This window comes from Mucilaginibacter calamicampi, assembly GCF_042676765.1.
In the GTDB taxonomy this organism is placed as follows: Bacteria; Bacteroidota; Bacteroidia; order Sphingobacteriales; family Sphingobacteriaceae; genus Mucilaginibacter; species Mucilaginibacter calamicampi.
This window is the reverse complement of sequence record NZ_JBHTHU010000010.1, coordinates 1-21,368: the sequence shown is the minus strand read 5'-3', so window position 1 is coordinate 21,368 and position 21,368 is coordinate 1. Positions and strand designations below refer to the sequence as shown.

Annotated in this window: 17 protein-coding genes; 5 read left to right on the top strand and 12 right to left on the bottom strand. The window is 43.7% G+C overall.

The annotated features are described in order from the left end of the window. Positions 1–16 precede the first annotated feature (16 nt). The 6 genes from ACFQZS_RS13010 to uvrA all read right to left on the bottom strand — a co-directional run bounded on the left by ACFQZS_RS13010 (position 17) and on the right by uvrA (position 6,854). On the bottom strand, positions 17–1,177 hold the full coding sequence (locus tag ACFQZS_RS13010) for an ABC transporter permease (protein ID WP_377100896.1): 1,161 nt from the start codon (positions 1,175–1,177) through the stop codon (positions 17–19). 92 nt (positions 1,178–1,269) lie between these two features. Continuing rightward, entirely contained in the window at positions 1,270–2,400 is a 1,131-nt protein-coding gene (locus ACFQZS_RS13005) for a glycosyltransferase (RefSeq protein WP_377100894.1), read from the bottom strand. Continuing rightward, positions 2,384–3,358 (bottom strand): hypothetical protein, encoded by a 975-nt coding sequence (locus ACFQZS_RS13000; protein ID WP_377100892.1) that lies wholly within the window; start codon positions 3,356–3,358, stop codon positions 2,384–2,386. The genes ACFQZS_RS13005 and ACFQZS_RS13000 overlap by 17 nt, the downstream gene beginning before the upstream one ends. Positions 3,359–3,436: 78 nt before the next feature. Continuing rightward, a complete protein-coding gene (locus ACFQZS_RS12995; protein ID WP_377100890.1) occupies positions 3,437–3,691 on the bottom strand; it encodes a Txe/YoeB family addiction module toxin in 255 nt (84 codons plus the stop codon). Then, the gene (locus ACFQZS_RS12990) at positions 3,688–3,975 is read right to left on the bottom strand and encodes a type II toxin-antitoxin system Phd/YefM family antitoxin (protein ID WP_377100888.1); all 288 of its coding nucleotides are present in this window, start codon (positions 3,973–3,975) and stop codon (positions 3,688–3,690) included. Before ACFQZS_RS12990 ends, ACFQZS_RS12995 begins: the two co-directional genes overlap by 4 nt. A gap of 35 nt (positions 3,976–4,010) precedes the next feature. Then, a complete protein-coding gene (gene uvrA, locus ACFQZS_RS12985; RefSeq protein WP_377100886.1) occupies positions 4,011–6,854 on the bottom strand; it encodes an excinuclease ABC subunit UvrA in 2,844 nt (947 codons plus the stop codon). Between the two features lie 178 nt (positions 6,855–7,032). Between uvrA and ACFQZS_RS12980 the strand changes: the two genes are divergently transcribed. After that, a complete protein-coding gene (locus tag ACFQZS_RS12980; RefSeq protein WP_377100884.1) occupies positions 7,033–8,328 on the top strand; it encodes an esterase-like activity of phytase family protein in 1,296 nt (431 codons plus the stop codon). 69 nt (positions 8,329–8,397) lie between these two features. On the opposite strand, the gene ACFQZS_RS12975 is transcribed toward ACFQZS_RS12980, so the two are convergent. After that, positions 8,398–9,180, bottom strand: a complete 783-nt coding sequence (locus ACFQZS_RS12975) for a lytic transglycosylase domain-containing protein (RefSeq protein WP_377100882.1) — start codon at positions 9,178–9,180, stop codon at positions 8,398–8,400. Positions 9,181–9,427: 247 nt separating this feature from the next. Here ACFQZS_RS12975 and ACFQZS_RS12970 point away from each other — a divergent pair, with 247 nt between their 5' ends. The 3 genes from ACFQZS_RS12970 to ACFQZS_RS12960 all read left to right on the top strand — a co-directional run bounded on the left by ACFQZS_RS12970 (position 9,428) and on the right by ACFQZS_RS12960 (position 13,424). After that, on the top strand, positions 9,428–10,963 hold the full coding sequence (locus tag ACFQZS_RS12970; protein WP_377100880.1) for a pseudouridine synthase: 1,536 nt from the start codon (positions 9,428–9,430) through the stop codon (positions 10,961–10,963). 105 nt (positions 10,964–11,068) lie between these two features. After that, on the top strand, positions 11,069–12,208 hold the full coding sequence (locus tag ACFQZS_RS12965; protein ID WP_377100878.1) for a lactonase family protein: 1,140 nt from the start codon (positions 11,069–11,071) through the stop codon (positions 12,206–12,208). Between the two features lie 88 nt (positions 12,209–12,296). After that, positions 12,297–13,424: a lactonase family protein gene (locus ACFQZS_RS12960; protein ID WP_377100876.1), complete on the top strand. Its 1,128-nt coding sequence runs from the start codon at positions 12,297–12,299 to the stop codon at positions 13,422–13,424. Positions 13,425–13,517: 93 nt separating this feature from the next. Here ACFQZS_RS12960 and amt read toward each other — a convergent pair whose 3' ends face one another. The 5 genes from amt to ileS all read right to left on the bottom strand — a co-directional run bounded on the left by amt (position 13,518) and on the right by ileS (position 19,910). Then, complete coding sequence (gene amt, locus ACFQZS_RS12955; RefSeq protein WP_377100874.1) at positions 13,518–14,819, bottom strand: ammonium transporter; 1,302 nt, start codon at positions 14,817–14,819, stop codon at positions 13,518–13,520. A 91-nt stretch (positions 14,820–14,910) separates the two neighbouring features. Next, positions 14,911–15,231 carry a hypothetical protein gene (locus ACFQZS_RS12950; RefSeq protein ID WP_377100872.1) on the bottom strand — a complete coding sequence of 107 codons (321 nt, stop codon included), beginning with the start codon at positions 15,229–15,231 and terminating at the stop codon, positions 14,911–14,913. Positions 15,232–15,518: 287 nt separating this feature from the next. Continuing rightward, positions 15,519–16,124: a lipoprotein signal peptidase gene (locus ACFQZS_RS12945; RefSeq protein WP_377100870.1), complete on the bottom strand. Its 606-nt coding sequence runs from the start codon at positions 16,122–16,124 to the stop codon at positions 15,519–15,521. Next, positions 16,125–16,508, bottom strand: a complete 384-nt coding sequence (locus ACFQZS_RS12940; protein WP_377100868.1) for a TraR/DksA family transcriptional regulator — start codon at positions 16,506–16,508, stop codon at positions 16,125–16,127. Further along, positions 16,509–19,910: an isoleucine--tRNA ligase gene (gene ileS / locus ACFQZS_RS12935; protein WP_377100994.1), complete on the bottom strand. Its 3,402-nt coding sequence runs from the start codon at positions 19,908–19,910 to the stop codon at positions 16,509–16,511. Positions 19,911–20,242: 332 nt separating this feature from the next. Here ileS and ACFQZS_RS12930 point away from each other — a divergent pair, with 332 nt between their 5' ends. Continuing rightward, on the top strand, positions 20,243–21,205 hold the full coding sequence (locus ACFQZS_RS12930) for an isopenicillin N synthase family dioxygenase (protein WP_377100866.1): 963 nt from the start codon (positions 20,243–20,245) through the stop codon (positions 21,203–21,205). Positions 21,206–21,368: the final 163 nt, after the last annotated feature.

The following is a 21,368-nucleotide window of genomic DNA, read 5'->3' as shown; positions in this document are numbered from 1 at the left end:
AAATAGACAAAAAAACTTATATACGTGTGTTTTGCGCTTTTATGTCGAATGCATCACGTAACGCTACTGTTACAATGTTAAAGGCATATACAGTCAGCATAATAGCAAGGCCCGGAATGATGGATAGGTAGGCGGCATCCATTATAATATAACCATAATGTTCCCGTATCATACCGCCCCAGGTAGGCGTGGGGGGCTGGGCACCAAAGCCAAGGAAGCTTAAGCCCGCCTCTAACAGTATGGCCGACGCAAAATTGGAAGAAGCCATAACTAAAATTGGGCCTGTTATATTGGGTAATATGTGCCGCGTAATAATGCGGGCATTGCCATAGCCAAGCGCCCGTGCAGCTTCTATATATTCGGTTTGTTTTATGCTGATAACCTGCCCGCGTACCAATCTGGCCACTTCAACCCACATGGATAAACCTACCGCTACGTAAATTTGCCATAGCCCCTTGCCCAATGCGAAGGATATGGCAAGTACCAGCAGCAGCGCCGGCAGCGACCATAAAATATTCATCAGCCAGCTTAAAGCGCCATCTATCCATCCACCAAAATAACCGGCTAATGCGCCAATGGTAACGCCGATGAGCAAGCTGATGATAACGGCCATTAAACCTACCGAGAGGGATATGCGCGCACCTAATATTAGCCGGCTTAAAATATCGCGCCCATAAATATCTGTTCCCAGCCAAAATGTTTTTTTAATAATATTATGCGATCTTATTTCATCATAAAATGCGGAAGGCGTTAAGGTGTGGCCCGGTTTGTCCTGCTTTGCACCGTTTACCACTTCGTAAATATTGTAACCACGGGTTTCGGGCTTGTCCTCATCGCCAATGTATTGCTGTACAAGTACCGAGTCTTTAACCAATTGGTAACTAACTATGGGCACATCTGTAAAAACGGCGGGCTGACCGTGCGCTATTTTGGTAAAAAAAGATACCGTGTCAACGTACTCCGGCTTTTTAATGCGAAGCATAGTAAAGGCGCTACCGGGTTTTTTAAGGCTTAGTTGTATGGATTGGTTGTTGGCAAGCGGGGTGTCATCAGGCATTATTAAATAACCCAACGTGGCCATAACGGATATGATAACAATAAATGCCAATCCTGTCACCGCGAATTTATTTCGCTTAAATGCTTTCCAGGTGCGCTGCGCAGGGGTTAACTCGGCCAAGTGTTTGTTGTTTGGCTAAATATCGTTTAATAAACAGCTATTGGCAAATCGGTCTTATAAAATTTCAGGGGATAACAAACAGCCCTAAAGTGCTATTTAACCATTCTCCCCTTCCACAGGTAGGTGCTGTTATTACTGATAAGACCGATGTAAACCAGATAGATAACATGCAAAGGCGATACAAGCATAATTAACCATACCATGCCCGGCCGTTTAAAAAAAAGCATAACCGGCAGCAGGAACCATGCTTCGAAAGTAATTTTAAGCGCGAACTGGAGTAAAAAAAGCATGAAAATATCATAACTAAAAAAACTGAGCGCGGCGCTTATCAACAGCGAGATGTTAAATAGCCAGATGCCCACCGCCAATGCCACTATTTTTTTATCCTTATACCGGGTTGATTTGGATGCCCAGCGCCTGCGTTGCTGTAAAAAACCGGCTAAGTTATGTTTGGCATGTGTATATACCACCGCGTTTTTTAGTTTAGTAAAGCCTATGCGCCCGGGAAACCGCAGAGCTACTTTCTGCAACAACAACTCATCATCGCCCGATGCCAGATCATCAATACCTTTAAACCCACCAACCTCATAAAAAACATCCTTACGATAGGCCAGGTTGGCGCCATTACACGTTGAGGCCCGGCCATTGCCTATAAAAGCGGCACCAACACCTATCAGGTAAGAAAACTCAAGCGACTGCATGCGCTCAAACAGAGAGCGTTCTTCAAAATAACCTACCGGCGACGAGATCATTACAGGTTGCTCTGCCTCAAAATAACCAACAATGGTAGACAGCCATTTGTCACCCATACGGCAATCCGCATCAGTAGCTACCATCAATTCGCCGGTTGATAGGGCAATGGCTTCGCTTATGGCTTTCTTTTTATAGGAGTTAAGCGGTTTGTCTTCATTAAGCTGCAGCAGCTTTACGCCACGGTCGGCATAGCTGCGTATAATATTTGCGGTGCTGTCGGTTGAGTGGTCGTCAACAATTATAATTTCTGTAAGATGTTTTGGATAGTTCTGCGCTAAAATATCCTCAATAGTTAAATGGATGCTTTCTTCTTCGTTGCGCGCCGCTATTAATACAGTAACCCGTGTAGTAAAACCGGATAAATTTATAGTGGGTGTTTTCAAAGCGGCCCATCCATTTATCAGATATAAAAGTACCAGCAGATATAAGCCTGTAAGTAATAAAAATGCCGTACTAATTGCTGCGATCAAAGAATCTGATTTTTAAGGTAAATATGATGCCGATAATGGCCGGAAAAATAAGGTTTATTAACCAGATTGAAGCAAAAGCTGCAATGATAGCCATGCTCTGATCGGTTGCGTAGTTAAAAACCTTGGTAGCAACCGCGCTGCGTACTGCAATGTCAAAAATATCAAGTGAAGGTAAGGCCGATTGTATAAAGAAAACGATGAATACCATGAGCAGCACTTCGTACATGGGCAGTTGCGGCACCAGCAAGTGGATAACCAGATAGTATTGAAAGGAGAAGATAAAAAAACGCCCCAGACAGAAGTACATAATGGTAAGCAGCTCTGCAAACTGGTATCTGCCCATTATCTCGAAAAAGCGATGGAATTTGCTGAGAAAGGGTATATGATCCAGTATCCATACCGCCCACTTAATATTAAAATAAAGGATCAGGAAAAACGCGATAGAAGTGCAGGTTAATACAAACGCGCCCGTTTGCATAAGCGTATTCAGGTTTAGAAAGGTAAAGGAAAACCAGGCCATTGCAATAAAGCCAAGCACGTTGGTAACAACATTTTGCCCAAACGCGCCTACTGCCATCGCAAAAACCCCATGAATACGCTTTCGTGGTGGCAGGTACATAACACGCCCCCCGTACTCGCCAAAACGATTGGGGGTAATTACCGCCCAGGTTAATCCGCAAAATACCCCCTCTATAGCTTGCCAAACGGTTATTTGCGCCAGATTGCGGGTAAGATACTTCCATTTTAAGGATTCCAAACTCCAGTTAGCTACCATTAATAATACAACCACCGACATTATTGTAATAACATGCCCCTGCGGAATCCGGCTAACCAGCAACTCAAACTGTTTTAAATTATCGCCTTTGTTGGTGTATTGATGGATGATAAAATAACACGCCAAACCAAGTATGGTGGCTTTTAACGCATAAGAGATAAACCTTTTGGTAGTAGCGGTCAATTTAGAAATGTTTGGGGAAGGTACAATTTAAACGGGTAAATTGTTTTAAAGCCGGGGAAGAACGAATCTTATAGCTTTTCAATAATGGTACCTGCATTGTAGAATTACAATCGCATTGTTGTCTATTTTATAAACCAATCTGTGTTCCAGATTAATTCTGCGCGACCACCATCCAGAGAGATTATGACGCAGTAGTTCAGCTTTACCGCTTCCTTCAAAAGGTTGGCGTTCAATTTCTTTAATTAAGGCGTTTATTTTTTTCAGAACCGTTTTATCAGTGCTTTGCCAATATAAGTAATCATCCCACGCCTCATTTAAGAAAACGATCTTCATTCTTCAATCAGTTTTCTTTCATGCGCCAGTCCCTGATTGTAATCGGAAATTCCTTTAAGTAATCTTGCAGCGTTGTTCGGGTTTTTAAGAAGATAGAAAGTTTCTTCCATGCTCTCATAATCAGATTTAGAAAGCACCACAACATCCTCGCCTTTTGCATTGGTAACAAATAATGGTGCATGATCATTTCTTACTTTGTCTAACCATGACTTTAATTGTTGACGAAAATCTGAATAAGTGGTAATCATTGGTATTTCATTTAAAATAAAGTAAAGATAAGGCATGTATTTTGTTGTACAAAATTTTGTACAACAAAATGCTATAACCCCATCTCTTTCTTCAAAAACTTGCCTGTAAAACTGTTTTTTACCTTACACAAGCCCTCGGGAGTACCCGAAAATAATATGGTACCGCCTCCCGATCCTCCTTCCGGTCCAAGGTCTATAACATGGTCCACCACTTTAATAACATCAAGGTTATGCTCAATAACCAACACGGTATTTCCCTTATCAACTAATTGCTGCAATACACCTAACAGCACATTTATATCTTCAAAATGCAGGCCGGTGGTTGGTTCATCTAAAATATAAAAGGTGTTGCCGGTGTCTTTTTTAGAAAGTTCAGTTGCCAGTTTTACCCGTTGCGCTTCGCCGCCTGATAGGGTGGTTGATGCCTGCCCCAAACGGATATAACCCAAACCAACATCCAGCAGTGTTTTTACTTTGCGGTATATAGACGGAATATGTTCAAAAAACGGAACGGCATCCTCAATGCTCATGTCCAGCACATCACTAATTGATTTGCCTTTGTAACGCACTTCCAATGTTTCGCGGTTGTAGCGCCGGCCGTTGCACTCTTCGCAGGGTACCTGCACATCGGGCAAAAAGTTCATCTCAATAACCTTCATCCCCGCGCCCTGGCAGGTTTCGCAGCGCCCGCCTTTTACGTTGAAGGAAAAACGCCCCGGTTTATAGCCCCGTATCCGCGACTCCGGCAGCGCCACAAACAAATTACGGATATCAGAGAAAACACCCGTATAAGTAGCCGGATTAGAGCGCGGTGTGCGGCCAATAGGAGTTTGATCTATCTCAATTACCTTATCAATATGCTCCAATCCCTCAATGGTGCCGAAAGGCAGTGGGTGCTTTTTAGCTCTGAAGAAGTGATGATTGAGGATGGGATACAAAGTTTCTGTAATCAAACTTGATTTGCCACTGCCCGATACGCCCGTGATGCCTATCAGCTTACCCAAAGGTATTTCAACACTCACCTTTTTTAAGTTATGCCCGGTTGCTTTTTTAAGCGAAAGAGTTTTACCATTGCCCTCACGCCGTTTTTCTGGTGTGGCTATTTCGCGCTCGCCATTAATGTATGATGTAGTAAGCGTGTGCTCGGCCATTAGTTGTGCAGGAGTGCCTTGCGCAACTATTTCGCCGCCATGCACACCTGCCGCCGGGCCCATGTCAATAACATGGTCTGCTTCCAGTATCATATCCTTATCATGCTCAACAACTAAAACGGTATTACCCAGGTCGCGCAGGTTTTTAAGGGCGTTTATCAGTCGCTCGTTATCGCGCTGGTGCAGTCCAATACTCGGCTCATCTAAAATGTACATTACATTCATTAGCTGCGAACCTATTTGCGTAGCCAGCCTTATGCGCTGCGCCTCGCCGCCAGACAGGGTTTTGGCAGTACGGTCAAGCGTTAAGTAACTCAAGCCAACATCCAGCAAAAAGCCTATTCGTGCGCGGATCTCTTTCAATATCTCTTTGGCAATAACGTTCTGACGGTCATCCAACCTGTCTTCCAAACCATTGAACCAATCGCGCAGGGTAACAATATCCATGCTTGATAGTTCAAAAATGTTCTTATGATCCACCTTAAAATGCAGCGACTCTTTTTTCAAACGCGCACCCTCACAGGTAGGGCAGGTTTTTAGTACACGATAGTTTTCCATATCGTCCATGCCTTCATCATTGCGGCGCTCCTGCTGCTCTTCCAGCATCCTTATTATGCCTTCAAATGTTATCTGGTAGCTTTGTACGTTCCACTTGTTGTACTCAACGGCTACGGTCAACAACTCCTGGGTGCCATTTAAAATAAGGTCCAGTTTTTCCCTCTCCAGTTTTTCAATGGGAACTGATAGCGAGAATTCATATTTCTTAGCCAGTGCTTTCAACACCTGGAAGATCCATGTTTCGCGGTATTCGCCCAAGGGCGCAAGGCCGCCATTAGTAATACTCAGCTTGGGGTTAGGAATAACAGAAGCCTCATCCACCTCAAAAATATAGCCAAGGCCATTACATTTATCGCAGGCACCATAAGGCGAGTTGAACGAGAAAGTATTGGGCTGCGGTTCGTCATAAGAGATTCCCGATACCGGGTCCATCAAATACTTGCTGAAGTAGTAAACGTTATTGTCCTTATCCGCTATGCGGATAATACCCTTGGCAGTTTTCAACGCTGATTGGATAGAATCATAAAGGCGCTTGCTGTCGTTCCCATTTACCATCAGGCGGTCTACAACAATATCAATGTCGTGTATCTTATAGCGGTCCAGCTGCATTTTCGGTTCAACATCGGCAATTGCCCCATCAATATAAACCTTAAGGTAACCCTGCTTGCGTATCTGCTCAAACAACTCGCGGTAATGGCCTTTGCGGGCCTTTACTACAGGTGCCATAACATTTACCGGTTGCCCGTCAAAGCGTTCTAAAATGGTTTTAAAGATCTGGTCCTCGCTCATGCGCTCCATCTTCTCGCCGCTTATGTAGGAGTAAGCCACTCCGGTGCGGGCGTAAAGCAATCGCATAAAATCATAGATCTCTGTAATGGTGCCAACGGTTGAACGCGGGTTTTTACTGGTGGTTTTCTGCTCAATGGCAATAACCGGGCTCAGGCCCGAAACCTTATCCACATCCGGCCGCTCCATGCCGCCCATAAACTGGCGCGAGTAAGCCGAAAATGTTTCCATGTACCGGCGCTGGCCCTCGGCATAAATAGTATCAAATGCCAGGGATGACTTGCCGCTGCCGCTAAGGCCGGTAATAACAACCAGCTTATTGCGCGGAAAAGAAACGTCTATATTTTTTAAATTATGTACCCGCGCCCCGTATACTTCTACCTCACTCTGCTCGCCCAGGTCAATGTGTTTTTCGTCCATATTATATGTAAAACCGTTGCCGGTAGAAATGCTAAAATTTTAAGCAAATATAATCAAAAATAGATGCCTTGCCGGCCTGCCCTTTACTTTTAACAAACGGAATACAATTTGTTTTTCTGTTAACAATGCGGTTATATGCCAACCGTTTATTTGCGCCGATAATTAAAATAAATAAAGAATGAGAAAACCTTTACTTGGCGTATTGGCAATTGCCGTTATTTCTCTTGCAGCATGCAAAAAGAATAAAAATGAACAGTCTGATACAGTTACTTACCCGGCTATGGCCGAGGCCAGCGACCCAACCTTGCTGATGACAACCGCTGCGGGTGTTAAAGTCTATAACGGTGGTTACGGCTCGGCAATCGCGGCTGATCCGAATGATCCTACCGCTTTTTACCTGATGACAGACCGCGGCCCCAATGTTGCCGGTACCACTGTTGCCGGTTCCATTTTGTTAGGTAAGCCTGATTTTACCCCTGCTATTGGTAAATTCAGGTTAAAAGATGGTAAGCTGGTATTAGAGCAGGTTATCAACTTAAAAAATGCGGCAGGCGTTAATTTAAATGGTCTGCCTAACCCGGTTGGCGTGGGCAACACCGGCGAAATACCTTACGATCTAAACGGAAACGTATTAACAACCAGCGAAGATGGTATTGACTCTGAAGGTTTGGTCCGTGCCAGCGACGGTTCTTTTTGGGTGAGTGATGAATACGGCCCGCACATTGTACATTTTGACGCGGCAGGTAAAACCATTGAGCGCATTAACCCATTTGGCAGCGGTACAGGCGGCCGTAAAATACCTTTGGTGTTTGCACGCAGAAGAGCCAACCGCGGTATGGAAGGCCTTACTATTACCCCTGACGGTAAAACACTGGTAGGCTTAATGCAATCGCCTATGTACAATCCTAACAAAAATGCAGTTGCCAACTCGTTGGTGCTGCGCATACTTACTTTTGATATTGCCACCGGGACAACCAAGCAATACGCTTACTTAATGGATAATACCACGCTTACAGGCTGCAGCGAGATATTAGCGATAAATGCCACTACCTTTTTAACCATTGAGCGCGATGGTTTATTTGGTGGCGCGGCAACCAATCCGGCTACGTTTAAAAAGATATTTAAAATTGATATCTCAGGCGCTACCGATATTTCTGACGCTACCAACGCGGCATCAGGAAAGCTATATGGTGGTAAAACGGTAGAAGAACTGAATGACCTGACTGGTTTAACAGGCGCAGGCATAACACCGGTTACCAAAGTTTTAGCTTTAGACTTGTTAAAAGATCTGCCAGGCGTTTACCCGCATGATAAAGCCGAAGGTATTACCCTGCTGCCCGGCAACATATTAGCCATATCAAATGATGATGACTTTGGCGTAGTAGATAACGGATCAAATACTTTTACAGCTAAAACATTACCGGCTACGGGCAGTGTTGATCGTAACCGTATTTACTTTGTAAAGCTTAAGTAACCAAACCTGATACAATAAAAAGCCCGGCTTGCCATTGGCAGCCGGGCTTTTTGTGCTCCGTAAATCGGGTTAATTATACGCGATAAAATTTTTAGGCTGGAACTTCACATATGTGTAATATTCCGAATAGCCATATTTTCTTGGTTTAACAATAATTTCTTTCATGGCCAGGATACTGTAAACGTAGTTGCCCGTCTCGCGGTTCAGCTTCATCATAAAGTAATTGTCCTCGCTTTGGCTGTTTATTGCTCTTTCCAGTTTAACAGAACCGTTATTGTAAGCGGCTGCTGCCAATGTCCAGCTGTTAAACTCATCATACAGATCATTAATATACCTGCAAGCTGCAATGGTTGATTTCTCAATGTTCTTGCGCTCATCAACCTTATGGTTAACCTTTAAGCCGTAATTACGTGCTGTACCAGGCATAAATTGCCATAGCCCCGCGGCTCCTTTTGGCGATGTGCCCTCATGCAGGCCCGACTCTACCAGCGGAAGATATTTAAAATCCTCTGGTATGCCGTAAGCTTTTAAAATAGGCTCAATAATAGGAAACAATTTTAAAGCCTTAGCATGCAGTATATTAGACTGTATGTTTTTGTAATTGTGTTTTTTAAGTGAGGTCTGTAGTTTTCTGTAAACAGATGCGTTAACAGGCAATGCTTCGTTAGCAAAGCTGTAATCATTTGTAGCTTCAGTAGTGTTGGTGTTAGTAACCAAATTGGGTACCACGTACGTTACCGGCGTTACTATTTTTGGCGCGGGTTTTGTTATTACTGAGCTTGCAGTGTTAAGCTTTAAAATGATTAGCAGCACCACTATTACGGAGCACGTAACTAAGTGTTTTTTCATCATTTTTTCTTCGTTTTTTAATGAACTATTTGGTAAATGCTGTTGCAAAGGTATCGTATATTAAGCACATTGTCAAACACTTAACCTGTGCTTAGTGTTTTGAGAAATTTAAAATAAGCTAAAAAACGGTGTTTAAAGTAGTTTAAACGCTGTTTTTGAACCGGGAAAAAAAATTGAAAAACGCGGCCTTTTCGGGCCAAAAAAGGCTATCTTTGCCGCTTCACGCTGCGAAAGCGCAATCAAAAAACATATGGTATTTAAACGACCAACAAACAGCCGCGACGACAGAAACGGCAAGTCATCAAACCGCAACACTAAGGGTGATGACAATTCAAAAAGACCATCTTCGTCAAACCGTGGTAGCTTCTCAAAAAGCACGGACAAATCAAGCAACAACGATTCTAAGAAAAGATATTCAAGCGGCCCCGCTGCTGAGCGCAGTTCTTTCTCTTCGCCGGGCGAAAAGAAAAGCTACGGGCCGCGTAAACCTTACTCTGGCAGGCCAACCGGCGATGGTGACGCGCCTAAAAGAGATAGAAGTGAAGGTAAAAGTTTTGAACCCCGCAAAAAACCATACTCGGGCCGCTCTGCGGATAGCAACGATGATCGCCCTAAAAGAAACTTTGGCGGCGAAGGCAAAAGCTTTAATTCTGACAGGAAACCTTACGGCAGCCGCTCAACCGGTAGCTCAGAAGACAGGCCTAAAAGAAACTTTAGCGGCGACAGGAGTGAAGGAAGAGGTGCAGAATCTGACAGGAAACCTTACGGCAGCCGCTCAACCGGTGGTTCTGAAGACAGACCTAAAAGAAATTTTAGCGATGAGCGCGCTCCAAAACGTTTTGAAACATCATACGAGAAAAAACCGGAACGCGCAGGCGGAAGCACTGACAAACCCAAAAGGGCAGGTTTTGAATCGCGCGGTGGTAAAAAGTTTGATAATGGTTCAAAACCGGGAGGGTTTAAGCGCGATGGTGATAAGCCGTTCCGCAAACCAAGGCCTGAGGGCGAAGATTTTGATGCGCCGGTTAGAACCATGCGCAGCAAAAAAGCTTCCGAGCCTAAAGAAAGTGGCCTGATAAGGCTTAACCGTTACATTGCCAACGCGGGCATCTGCTCAAGGCGTAAAGCTGATGAGCTGATAGAAGCAGGCGTTGTATCTGTTAACGGTGAAGTGATATCTGAACTGGGCTTTAAAGTTGATCCGTTTAAAGACGAGATTCGCTATAACGGCGAAATGCTGAAACGCGAAAAGATGGTTTACGTGCTTTTAAATAAACCTAAAGATTATATAACTACAACAGATGATCCGCAGGAACGCCGCACAGTTATGCACTTGGTTGAAAAAGCCAGCCGCGAGCGCATCTATCCTATAGGGCGACTGGACCGCAACACTACCGGTTTATTGTTAATGACCAATGATGGCGACCTTGCCGATAAGCTATCGCATCCGCGAAGCAACATAAGCAAGTTGTATCATGTTGAGCTAAGCAAAAGTGTTAGCCAGGGCGATCTGAATAAAATTGGTTTTGGCGTTGAACTGGAAGACGGTGTTATTAAGCCTGATTCTGTATCCTACGTTGCAGGTGGCTCAAAACGCGAGATAGGGATACAGATACACAGTGGTAAAAACCGTATTGTGCGCCGTATTTTTGAAAGCCTGGGTTACGAGGTGGTAAAACTGGATAGGGTGGTATATGCCAATTTAACCAAAAAAGACCTGCCGCGTGGCCGCTGGCGTTTTCTGGATGAAAAAGAGATCATTCAGTTAAAGCATCTGATAAAGTAATTCAATTATTAGTATACAACCCCGGCCGGCAATGGCCGGGGTTTTTTGTTATCTATGTTTTGCGTTTTTATGTAATTTGCAATACAAACTTAATTTGGGTTCACTATGAACAAATTATTCATCTCCCTGTCTATACTATTGCTACCGGCAGTTGTTATGGCACAAAAAAAAGACAAATTGGCTACACCCAAAGTTTACGACCTTTTGATAGGTGGTTATACCAATCCCGACGGGAATGTAGGTATATCCGTTTATCGTTTTTATGCTGAAACTGGGCGCACATCCTTTTTAAGCGAGGTAAAGACGGCAAGCCCAACTTTTATTTGTGTTTCGCCTGACCGTAAATTTGTTTATTCAGTTAACGCTATACCGGATGGTAGTGTTAGCGCTTTCTCTTTCGACTATAATACCGGGTTACTTAAGTTCATCAACAAGCAACCGTCAGTTGGTCGTAATCCTGCACATATTACAATAGACAAGGAAGCAAAAAACGTTATTGTATCTAATTATGGCAACGGCACATTATCTGTTTTGCCCATAAATAAAGATGGGTCGCTGGCACCGGCTACGCAAACCATTATTGGCGAAGGCACCAGTATAAACCCGCAACGCCAGGCGGGCCCACATATCCATTCGGCAATTTTTTCGCCTGATGAAAAACATGTGCTTTACGCCGATCTCGGCACCGATAAAATATCCATTGCTAAATATAAAGCAGGTAAAGTGCCTGCATTAACGCCCGAAGATGTGGCCGTTGAAAAGGTTAAACCGGGCAGCGGGCCACGAATTTTTGATTTTTCGCCTGATGGAAGGTTTTTATACCTTATAAATGAAATGGGAGCTACGGTTAACTGCTATAGCTATGAGAAAGGTAAAATAAAATTTATTGACAGCGTGGGTTTGGCATCGCCGGGCTTTACCGGTAGCAGTAGCGCTGCTGATGTACATTTAACGCCCGATGGTAGGTTTTTGTACGCAACTAACCGCGGTACGGCAAATGAGCTGGTGGTTTACTCAGTAGATCAGGCAACAGGTAAATTAACTAACGTTATACGTTACCCAACAGGCAAAGAGCCGCGTAACTTTGTTATCGACCCCAGCGGTAATTTTTTAATGCTGGCATCCCAGCTATCAGACTCAGTGCAGATCTATAAAATAGACAAGTTAACGGGCATTTTAATACCCATAAATAGTATGATCAGCATTCCAACCCCCACAGTTTTAAAGCTGGTATCGGCAGAGTAAATTATCTATTAAAGGCTAATTAAATAATCAGCTTTTTGTGATGAAGGGTTTTGTGTAATTTGCAATAACCAACTTTAAATCCTTTACCATGAATAAATTATTCCTTGCGCTGGCAATTTTATTGCCTGTGCTTGCCATTGGGCAAAAGAAAGAAAAACCGGCACCCAAAGTTTACAACCTTATTATTGGTGGTTATACCAACGCCCAGGGGGGCAAAGGTATAACCGTTTATCGCTTTTATGCCGAAACGGGGCGAACGGCGTACCTGGGCGAGATAGAGGCCCAGAATCCTACCTATTTAACCGTTTCGCCTGATGGTAAATTTGTATACGCAAGCAGCGAAACCAGGGAAGGGTCTGTAAGTGCTTTTAGCTTCGACTATGTTTCAGGGAGTCTTAAGTTTATAAACAAGCAACTTACGGCAGGCGCAAATCCGGTGCATGTTACAATAGATAAGGATGCGAAGAATGTTGTGGCATCAAATTATGGGGGTACAATGTCGGTTTTGCCGGTAAATAAAGACGGCTCTTTGGGGCCGGCCAGCCAAACTATTAAAGGTGAAGGTAAGGGCGCGCACCCTCAGCGCCAAACCGGCCCGCATATCCATTCGCTAACTTTTTCGCCCGATGAGAAATATGCGCTTTATGCTGATCTAGGGGCCGATAAGATAACCATCGCCAAATATAAAGCCAATAAAGTGCCTGCGATATCGCCAGAAGATGAAGTTGTTGAAAAAGTAAAGCCAGGTTCGGGTCCGCGCCATATGGAGTTTTCGCCCAACGGAAAATTTTTATATCTGGTTAATGAGTTAGGGGGCACTATAAACGCTTATAGCTATAGCAAAGGCAAATTAAACCTTGTAGATAGTTTAAACATGTCTGCTCCGGAATTTACCGGTAATGCAGGGGCAGATATTCATTTAACACCCGATGGGAGATTTCTTTATGCCAGCAACCGGGGCACAGCAAATGAGCTTTTGGCCTATGCTGTTGACCCAGTGAGTGGTAAGTTAACTTATCTTCAACGTTATCCAACTCCAACTGAGCCCCGCAATTTTGTTATAGAACCGGGAGGTAGGTTTTTAATATTGGCTGCCCAAAAAGGCAACCTGGTTCAGATCTATAAAATAGATAAAGGCAACGGAGCTTTAGTGGCGCAGAACAATGCCATTAGTATTGCGGCACCAACGGTTCTAAAGCTGGTGTCGGCAGAATAGTTTTACGTGGTATAGCAATACCAGATATCCTTTTAAAACAAAAGCGCCCCTATATAGCGGCGCTTTTGCTTTATGTTTAAATGTTAGGTTGAATTACAACTCTTCGTCGTGCTGGCTGGCATCCAAACCGGCTAACTCTTCTTCTGCAGTTACACGCAGCGGGCTTATCAGGTCAGTTACTTTCAATAGAATAAATGAACCAACAAACGCGAAGGCTGAAACAGAAACTAAGGCAACAACGTGTTTAACAAATAATTCAGTTTCGCCGTATGCCAAACCTTCTGCACCTAAACCGTTAACGCTTTTGGTAGCAAATATACCGGTCATCAACATACCAACCATACCACCTACACCATGGCAAGGGAATACGTCAAGGGTATCATCAATGTTAGTTTTGCTTCTCCAGATAACTACCAGGTTACTAACTACAGCAGCAACTATGCCTACAACTAATGAGCTTGATACAGTAATGAAACCTGCAGCAGGTGTAACAGCAACCAAGCCTACAACAGCGCCAATACAAGCGCCAACAGCTGATGGTTTTTTACCACGCAGCATATCAAAGAATATCCATGACATGGCAGCGGCAGCAGATGCAGTAGTTGTGGTAGCTAAGGCGGTAGCAGCTAATTCGCCTGCACCTAAAGCAGAACCCGCGTTGAAACCGAACCAACCGAACCAAAGTAAACCTGTGCCTAATATTACGTAGCTGATACGTGCAGGCACATGCGATTCAGAAACTTCGTTACGTTTTTTAAGATACAGCGCTGATGCCAAAGCTGCCCAGCCTGCAGACATGTGTACTACGGTACCACCTGCAAAGTCTAACACACCATATTTGAAGAAAATGCCTTCTGGGTGCCATGTTGCGTGAGCAAGCGGGATGTAAATAATAACGATGAATAGGGTGATGAAAATAAGGTAAGAGTTAAAGCGGATACGCTCTGCAAATGCACCGGTGATTAACGCAGGTGTAATAACCGCGAATTTTAACTGGAACATAGCGAATAAAACTACCGGAATAGTGCCCCATGCTACGCCAAGCGTGTTTTGCATCATAAAGAATGATTTAGGATTACCAATAAGTCCTAAACCACCTACGTCCTCGCCAAAAGCCATGCTGAAGCCGAATACTACCCAGATAATGGTAATAAGGCCCATACACACAAAGCTTTGTAGCATGGTAGAGATAACGTTTTTCTTTCTAACCATACCGCCGTAAAAGAATGCCAAACCGGGGGTCATTAATAATACAAGCGCTGTAGAGATCAATAGCCATGCTATATCTGCTCCTACATAGGTGGTTGGGGCTGGTGTTGCTGCACTGTTACCCGGGTACATTAGTGCCAGGATAACCACAATTACAAGAATGCCAAAAGGTACGATTTTTTTCATTTTTAAATTTGTTGTTAGGGTGTTATACAATAAGTTCAGTTTTGGGGCTACGCCCGGTGTTATTCAATAGTAGTTTTAAGGGGTTTTAATTTCATCCAAAAGCATGGTTGGGGTAAAGCAGCAGCCTTAAAAAACGGGCACGCTCACCGCTTAAATTTTTCCTGTTATAAACTTTGTCCCGATGGAACACCGGCAAGGCGGTAACATGGCTTGTCTGTGTTCCTGAAAAATCTTCCTGGTGTGTGGCATTGTGGTTAGGTAGATATAATAACCTGCGGTCTGCCAATGAAATTATGTCTCCATCGGCGTCTTCGTCCCTTGTTATATGATCTGCCTGCGCACCTGTATTGCCTTCACTTGCAAATGAGTCGCTCACTGTCCATAAACATGCGCGCATTAACACAAAAATCATATAAAATTGTTTGTATACTCTCATTTGCATGTCTAAAATTAGTATTTTTTTATTAAATGTATAATAAAAATGAAATATTTTCTGAAATAATTGTTAAAAAAGCTAAAATCGATAATATTTAAGTTCAATTATCTTAATTTATTAATAGAAAATAAGAAAACACTAAAATGTTAAAATCGTTGGTTGATTATATTAGACATAATTGGCGATATGGCTTAAAAAAATTCATATAAACAGAAAAAGCCTCGAATTTCGAGGCTTTTTCTGTTTATGATATAATATTATGGCTAATCTTCTGCCATTTCGCTGTTTGGAGCTTCCTCCTCTGGTATTTCTTGCTTAAAATAGTGTTTTTGGAAAATAAGGATCAAAATAACGCCTACAGAGATAGAGGCATCGGCCAAATTAAACACCGGCCGGAAGAAAATAAACTCTTCGCCGCCCCATAGTGGTACCCATTTCGGAAAATTTCCGGATATCAGCGGGAAGTAGAACATATCAACCACCCTGCCGTGAAAAAGCGGAGCATATTTATAAATAATGCCGTAAAAAGTAGAGTCGATTATATTACCCATAGCGCCGGCAAAAATCAGGGCTACGTTCATTATCAATCCGCGGTGATATTTATGCTTTATCAAATACACCATACCATACCCAATACCGCAAACAGCAATTATGCGGAACAGTGTAAGGGCAAGCTTACCCCATTCAAAGCCCAGCTCCATGCCAAAGGCCATCCCATTGTTCTCGGTAAAGTGAAGCATGCCCCGCTCTCCCAAAAACTTTATCTCTTCGCCCTGGTACATGTTGCCTTTTACCCATACCTTAATAAGCTGGTCGGCAATTATAATTAAAGTAGCGGCAATAAAGGGTTTAGTATAAGCAGCCTTCATTTATTGCTTTAATTTAGCTTCCATGGTTAAAGTGGTGTGCGGCACTGCACGTAAACGCTCTTTAGGTATTAATTTGCCTGTTTCGCGGCAAATGCCGTAGGTTTTATTTTCAATACGTACCAAAGCGGCCTCTAACTGGTCAATAAATTTTTTCTGACGGGCAGCCAGTTGATTGATCTGCTCTTTCTCTAACGTGGCTGATCCATCCTCTAATGTTTTATAAGTGCCTGCGGTATCATCAGTACCATTAGCATTTGGCGAGCTTAATGAAGTTGCCAGCGCATTCAATTCTTCTTTGGCGCTTGATAATTTGTCTAACAGCAAGTCTTTAAACTCTTTCAGTTCTGCGTCGCTATATCTTGTTTTTTCGTTTTCTGGTTTCATTTAGATTTTATTTATGGCGATAATTATTTCATTTCCGTCTATCTCGGTCTTTTCCCCCTCAGATAGTTGATTCTCAGATAGTATAGTATCGGCTAAAATTTCGGCGCAAATATAGGTTAAATTATTTTGCACAGAAGCCCAAATATCTTGCGGGCCGTTTACCTGCACGTTTATCCTGTCGGTAACTTCAAACCCTTTGGCTTTACGTAAATTTTGTACGCGGTTAACAAATTCGCGCGATATACCTTCCTCCTTCAAATCGTTGGTTAGGGTAACATCTAAGGCCACAGTTAGTTTTCCTAAACTTGCAACTTGCCAGCCCGGAACGTCTTCGGCTATGATTTCTACGTCAGTGGCGAGTAACGAGTAGTCAGTGGCGAGTTGTGAGTTGTGGGTTGTAAGTGTAAGGCTTCCATTGCTTTCAAGTAAAGCGATGTCTGCTTGGCTCAACTCATTTATAGCTGCTGCTACCGTCTTCATATCCTTACCTACTTTGGCGCCTAATGCTTTAAAGTTGGGTTTTATTTTTTTGGTGATGATGCCGGCCGTATCGGTTATATATTCTATATCCTTAATATTCGTTTCAGACAGGATCAACTCCTTTACCTGTTCCACCTGCTGCTTAAAGTTCTTATCCAATATCGGCAGCAAGATCTTGCTCAGCGGCTGACGAACGTTAATGCTCACCTTTTTGCGTAGTGATAATACCAGCGAAGATATATCCTGCGCCATTTGCATACGCTCTTCTAAACCGGCGTTAACCAACCCGGCTTTATACTGCGGGAAGAAAGCCAGGTGAACTGACTCAAATTCTTCTTTGCCAGTTACCGTGTTCAAATCGCTGTACAACCGCTCTGCAAAAAACGGAGCAACCGGCGACATTAGCTTGCTAATAGTAATTAAACAGGTATAAAGCGTTTGGTAAGCCGAAAGCTTATCAGCAGAGTCTTCTGATTTCCAGAAACGGCGGCGACTTAGCCTTACGTACCAGTTGCTCAGGTGGGCGTCAACAAAATCCTGTATGGCGCGGGTGGCTTTGGTCGGTTCAAAGTCGGCGTAGTAACCGTCAACCTCTTTAGTTAAAGTATTTAATAAGGAGATGATCCATTGGTCTATCTCCGGGCGTTGCGCTAAATCAACTTCGGCCTCGCTGTAATTGAAGCCGTCAATATTGGCATACAGCGCGAAAAAGTTATACGTATTATATAAGGTGCCAAAAAACTTGCGGCGCACCTCGTCAATACCGTCGGTATTAAACTTAAGGTTATCCCACGGCGATGCATTGCTGATCATGTACCAGCGGGCGGCATCGGCACCATATTGTTCAATGGTATCAAACGGATCGGCAGCGTTACCCAAACGTTTAGACATTTTGTTGCCGTTCTTGTCCAGCACCAGGCCGTTTGAGATTACGTTTTTAAAGGCGATGCCCTTATTGCCTATCTCGGCATTAATAGCTTTTACTTCATCACTGGCCTCGCTTAGCATAACCGCTATGGCGTGCAAGGTAAAGAACCAACCACGGGTTTGGTCAACACCTTCGGCAATAAAATCGGCCGGGTAGGCATTTTTAAATTTATCCTTATTTTCAAACGGGAAATGCCATTGCGCGTAAGGCATGGCGCCGCTGTCAAACCAAACGTCTATCAGATCGGGCTCGCGGAACATTTTGCTGCCGTTTGCAGATACTAATATAATGTCATCAACATAAGGACGGTGCAGGTCGCTCAGATCAAAATCAGCAGGCATAAAACCGGCGGCAACTGATTTTGCTATTTCGGCCTTAAGATCTTCAACAGAACCAATGCATTTTTCTTCTTTGCCATCCTCTTCGCGCCAGATAGGCAATGGGGTACCCCAATACCTGGAGCGCGACAAATTCCAATCCACCAGATTCTCCAGCCAGTTGCCAAAGCGACCCGTACCGGTTGATTCCGGTTTCCAGTTGATGGTTTTGTTCAGCTCCACCATTTTGTCTTTTAAAACAGTAGTGCGGATAAACCAGCTATCCAGCGGGTAGTATAATATAGGCTCATCCGTACGCCACGAGTGTGGGTAGCTGTGTTCGTATTTCTTTACGTCGAAGGCTTTGTTCTCGGTTTTTAGTTTGATCGAGATCAGCACATCCGTAGGTTTAAAACCTTCGGCAGCGCGCTCTTCGGCAGTGTAGTATTCTTCTTTTACATAAAAGCCCGGGAAATCGCTCACCTCGTCAACAAACTTACCTTGCTTGTTAACCAGCGGAACATCTTTGCCCAATTCATCTTTTACCATAACGGCAGGCACACCTGCTTCGCGGGCAACTCTAAAGTCGTCCGCGCCAAAGGTTGGGGCAATGTGTACTATACCGGTACCATCAGCCGTGGTAACAAAATCGCCTGCTATAACGCGGAAACCATTTTGCTCCAGATCGGCATTGGTTACATAAGGCAGCAATTGCTCATAATGGATGCCAACAAGCTCTGCTCCTTTATGAGTTGACCTTACTGCCCATGGAATCAGCTTATCGCCCGATTTGTAATCCTCGAATGAAGCATTCTCCGCATCAGCTTTAAAATGTTTACCTACCAGGTCTTGCGCCAAAACAACCGTTATCGGCTCAAAAGTATACGGGTTAAAGGTGGCTATTTTAGCGTAAGTTATTTTTTCACCAACGGCCAAAGCGCTGTTTGACGGCAAAGTCCATGGGGTGGTGGTCCAGGCTAAAATGAATACATCGGTATCAACACCCTCAAACAAAAATTCTGAATCGCCATCCCGCTTCACTTTAAACTGCGCGGTAATGGTTGTATCCTTCACCATTTTGTAAGTACCAGGCTGGTTCAGCTCGTGCGAGCTTAATCCGGTACCCGATTTTGGCGAATAGGGCTGAATGGTGTATCCTTTATATAAAAGGTCCTTATTATATAATTGCTTTAGTATCCACCAAAGGCTTTCTATGTAGTCGTTTTTGTAGGTGATGTAAGGGTCTGCAAGATCAACCCAATAGCCCATTTTTTCGGTAAGGTCGTTCCATACATCGGTATAACGCATTACCTCTTTGCGGCAGGCATCATTATACTCCTGTACACTTATCTTTTTGCCTATATCTTCTTTAGTAATACCTAACGATTTTTCAACCGCCAGCTCAATAGGCAAGCCATGGGTATCCCAGCCGCCTTTACGCTCAACGCGGTAGCCTTTTAAGGTTTTGTACCGGCAGAAAATATCTTTAATAGCACGCGCCATTACGTGGTGAATGCCGGGCATGCCATTTGCCGATGGCGGACCTTCGTAAAAAGTGTATGGGTTGCCGGCAGGGCGACTGTCAATACTTTTTTGGAAGATGTTATTCTTTTGCCAAAAGCTGAGTACGTCTTTTCCGGTCTGCGATAAATTTAACTGCTTGTATTCCTTGTACATCAAAATAGCTACCTCAATTTTTAGAGGTTGCAAAAATAGGTAATTAGAAGGGAAAAAGTGTTAAATAAGGGTAATGAAAATAGGGCTTTTTACTTAGTGATGGATGTCCGAAGCATTTAGAACTCCTTCCCTTGGGAAGGGTGCGGTTGATTGTGTGTTGGCGGGAAGGGGTTGATCCGCGGTTTAACCCCTCCCTGCACCCTCCCAAGGGAGGGAATCGCACAATCCAACGCTTTTTTAAAATCCGTTGCCAGGGAAAAGCCCATCACACAATCACGCTATGTAATTGTATTTAAAATGATAATTTTACTGCTAATAAAACATTAACTGCTATGGAAATCGTAAACATCCCTTTGCTGGATCTGAATAACTACCTTAATGGCGACGCCGCCCAACGCAAGCAATTTTCTGACGAGATAGGAAAAGCCTTTAACGATACAGGCTTTGTTACTGTTACCAATCATGGATTGAGCAAGGAGCTGATTGATGAGCTTTACACGCAGGTTAAAGCTTTGTTTGCTTTGCCTGACGCGGTAAAATCAAGCTACGAGATTCCTGAACTGGCTGGTCAGCGTGGTTATACAGGTAAAAATAAGGAGACGGCCAAAGGCTTTAAAACACCGGATATGAAGGAGTTTTGGCAGATAGGGCAAACGGTAACGGATGGCGGTGTTAGTAAAGACGATTATCCGGACAACCTGGTTGTTAATGAGCTGCCGAAGTTTAACGAGGTTACATTAGAGATCTACAAAAAACTGGAAAGCATAGGCATCAACCTGCTGCGCGCCATATCTGTTTATTTAGGATTGGATGAGCATTATTTTGATGATAAAGTGCACAATGGCAATTCCATTTTACGCACATTGCACTACTTCCCGATAGAAAACCCTGACGCGGTGCCTGCCGACGCGGTACGTGCAGGTGCTCACGAAGATATTAACCTGATAACCCTGCTGATAGGCGCCAGTGCCGACGGTTTGGAAGTATTAACCCGCACCGGCGCGTGGTACCCTGTAAAGGCACACGGCGAGGACCTTGTAGTTAACGTGGGCGATATGCTGCAACGGTTAACTAATAACAAACTAAAATCAACCACACACAGGGTAGTTAACCCGCCGCGCGAGCTGATGAAGTTTTCGCGCTTTTCGGTGCCGTTCTTCCTGCACCCAAAAGCAGATATGGACCTTACCTCGCTGCCATCAACCATTGATGCCGAAAACCCTAAAGCCTATAGCGATATGACAGCTGGTGAATACCTGGATGAGCGGTTGAGGGAAATAGGATTGAAAAAATAGGTTTAATGTGCAAATATGCAGATGAGAAAATGTGCAGATGTTTTGATTAGCATCTGCATTTTTTTTATCCGAAAGGTTTTTTTGTCATTGCTGTAAGGGTTTAGTAATTCGATGACAGAATAGCGGTTTATTTTTGGTTGTTTAGGGTTACCATATCGATAGG

Excerpts from the sequence above, each read along its gene's own strand:
- ACFQZS_RS12995 (WP_377100890.1), bottom strand. The coding sequence starts at position 3,691 with ATGAAGATCGTTTTCTTAAATGAGGCGTGGGATGATTACTTATATTGG.
- ACFQZS_RS12990 (WP_377100888.1), bottom strand. The coding sequence starts at position 3,975 with ATGCCTTATCTTTACTTTATTTTAAATGAAATACCAATGATTACCACT.
- uvrA (WP_377100886.1), bottom strand. The coding sequence starts at position 6,854 with ATGGACGAAAAACACATTGACCTGGGCGAGCAGAGTGAGGTAGAAGTA.
- ACFQZS_RS12980 (WP_377100884.1), top strand. The coding sequence starts at position 7,033 with ATGAGAAAACCTTTACTTGGCGTATTGGCAATTGCCGTTATTTCTCTT.
- ACFQZS_RS12975 (WP_377100882.1), bottom strand. The coding sequence starts at position 9,180 with ATGATGAAAAAACACTTAGTTACGTGCTCCGTAATAGTGGTGCTGCTA.
- ACFQZS_RS12970 (WP_377100880.1), top strand. The coding sequence starts at position 9,428 with ATGGTATTTAAACGACCAACAAACAGCCGCGACGACAGAAACGGCAAG.
- ACFQZS_RS12965 (WP_377100878.1), top strand. The coding sequence starts at position 11,069 with ATGAACAAATTATTCATCTCCCTGTCTATACTATTGCTACCGGCAGTT.
- ACFQZS_RS12960 (WP_377100876.1), top strand. The coding sequence starts at position 12,297 with ATGAATAAATTATTCCTTGCGCTGGCAATTTTATTGCCTGTGCTTGCC.
- amt (WP_377100874.1), bottom strand. The coding sequence starts at position 14,819 with ATGAAAAAAATCGTACCTTTTGGCATTCTTGTAATTGTGGTTATCCTG.
- ACFQZS_RS12950 (WP_377100872.1), bottom strand. The coding sequence starts at position 15,231 with ATGATTTTTGTGTTAATGCGCGCATGTTTATGGACAGTGAGCGACTCA.
- ACFQZS_RS12945 (WP_377100870.1), bottom strand. The coding sequence starts at position 16,124 with ATGAAGGCTGCTTATACTAAACCCTTTATTGCCGCTACTTTAATTATA.
- ACFQZS_RS12940 (WP_377100868.1), bottom strand. The coding sequence starts at position 16,508 with ATGAAACCAGAAAACGAAAAAACAAGATATAGCGACGCAGAACTGAAA.
- ileS (WP_377100994.1), bottom strand. The coding sequence starts at position 19,910 with ATGTACAAGGAATACAAGCAGTTAAATTTATCGCAGACCGGAAAAGAC.
- ACFQZS_RS12930 (WP_377100866.1), top strand. The coding sequence starts at position 20,243 with ATGGAAATCGTAAACATCCCTTTGCTGGATCTGAATAACTACCTTAAT.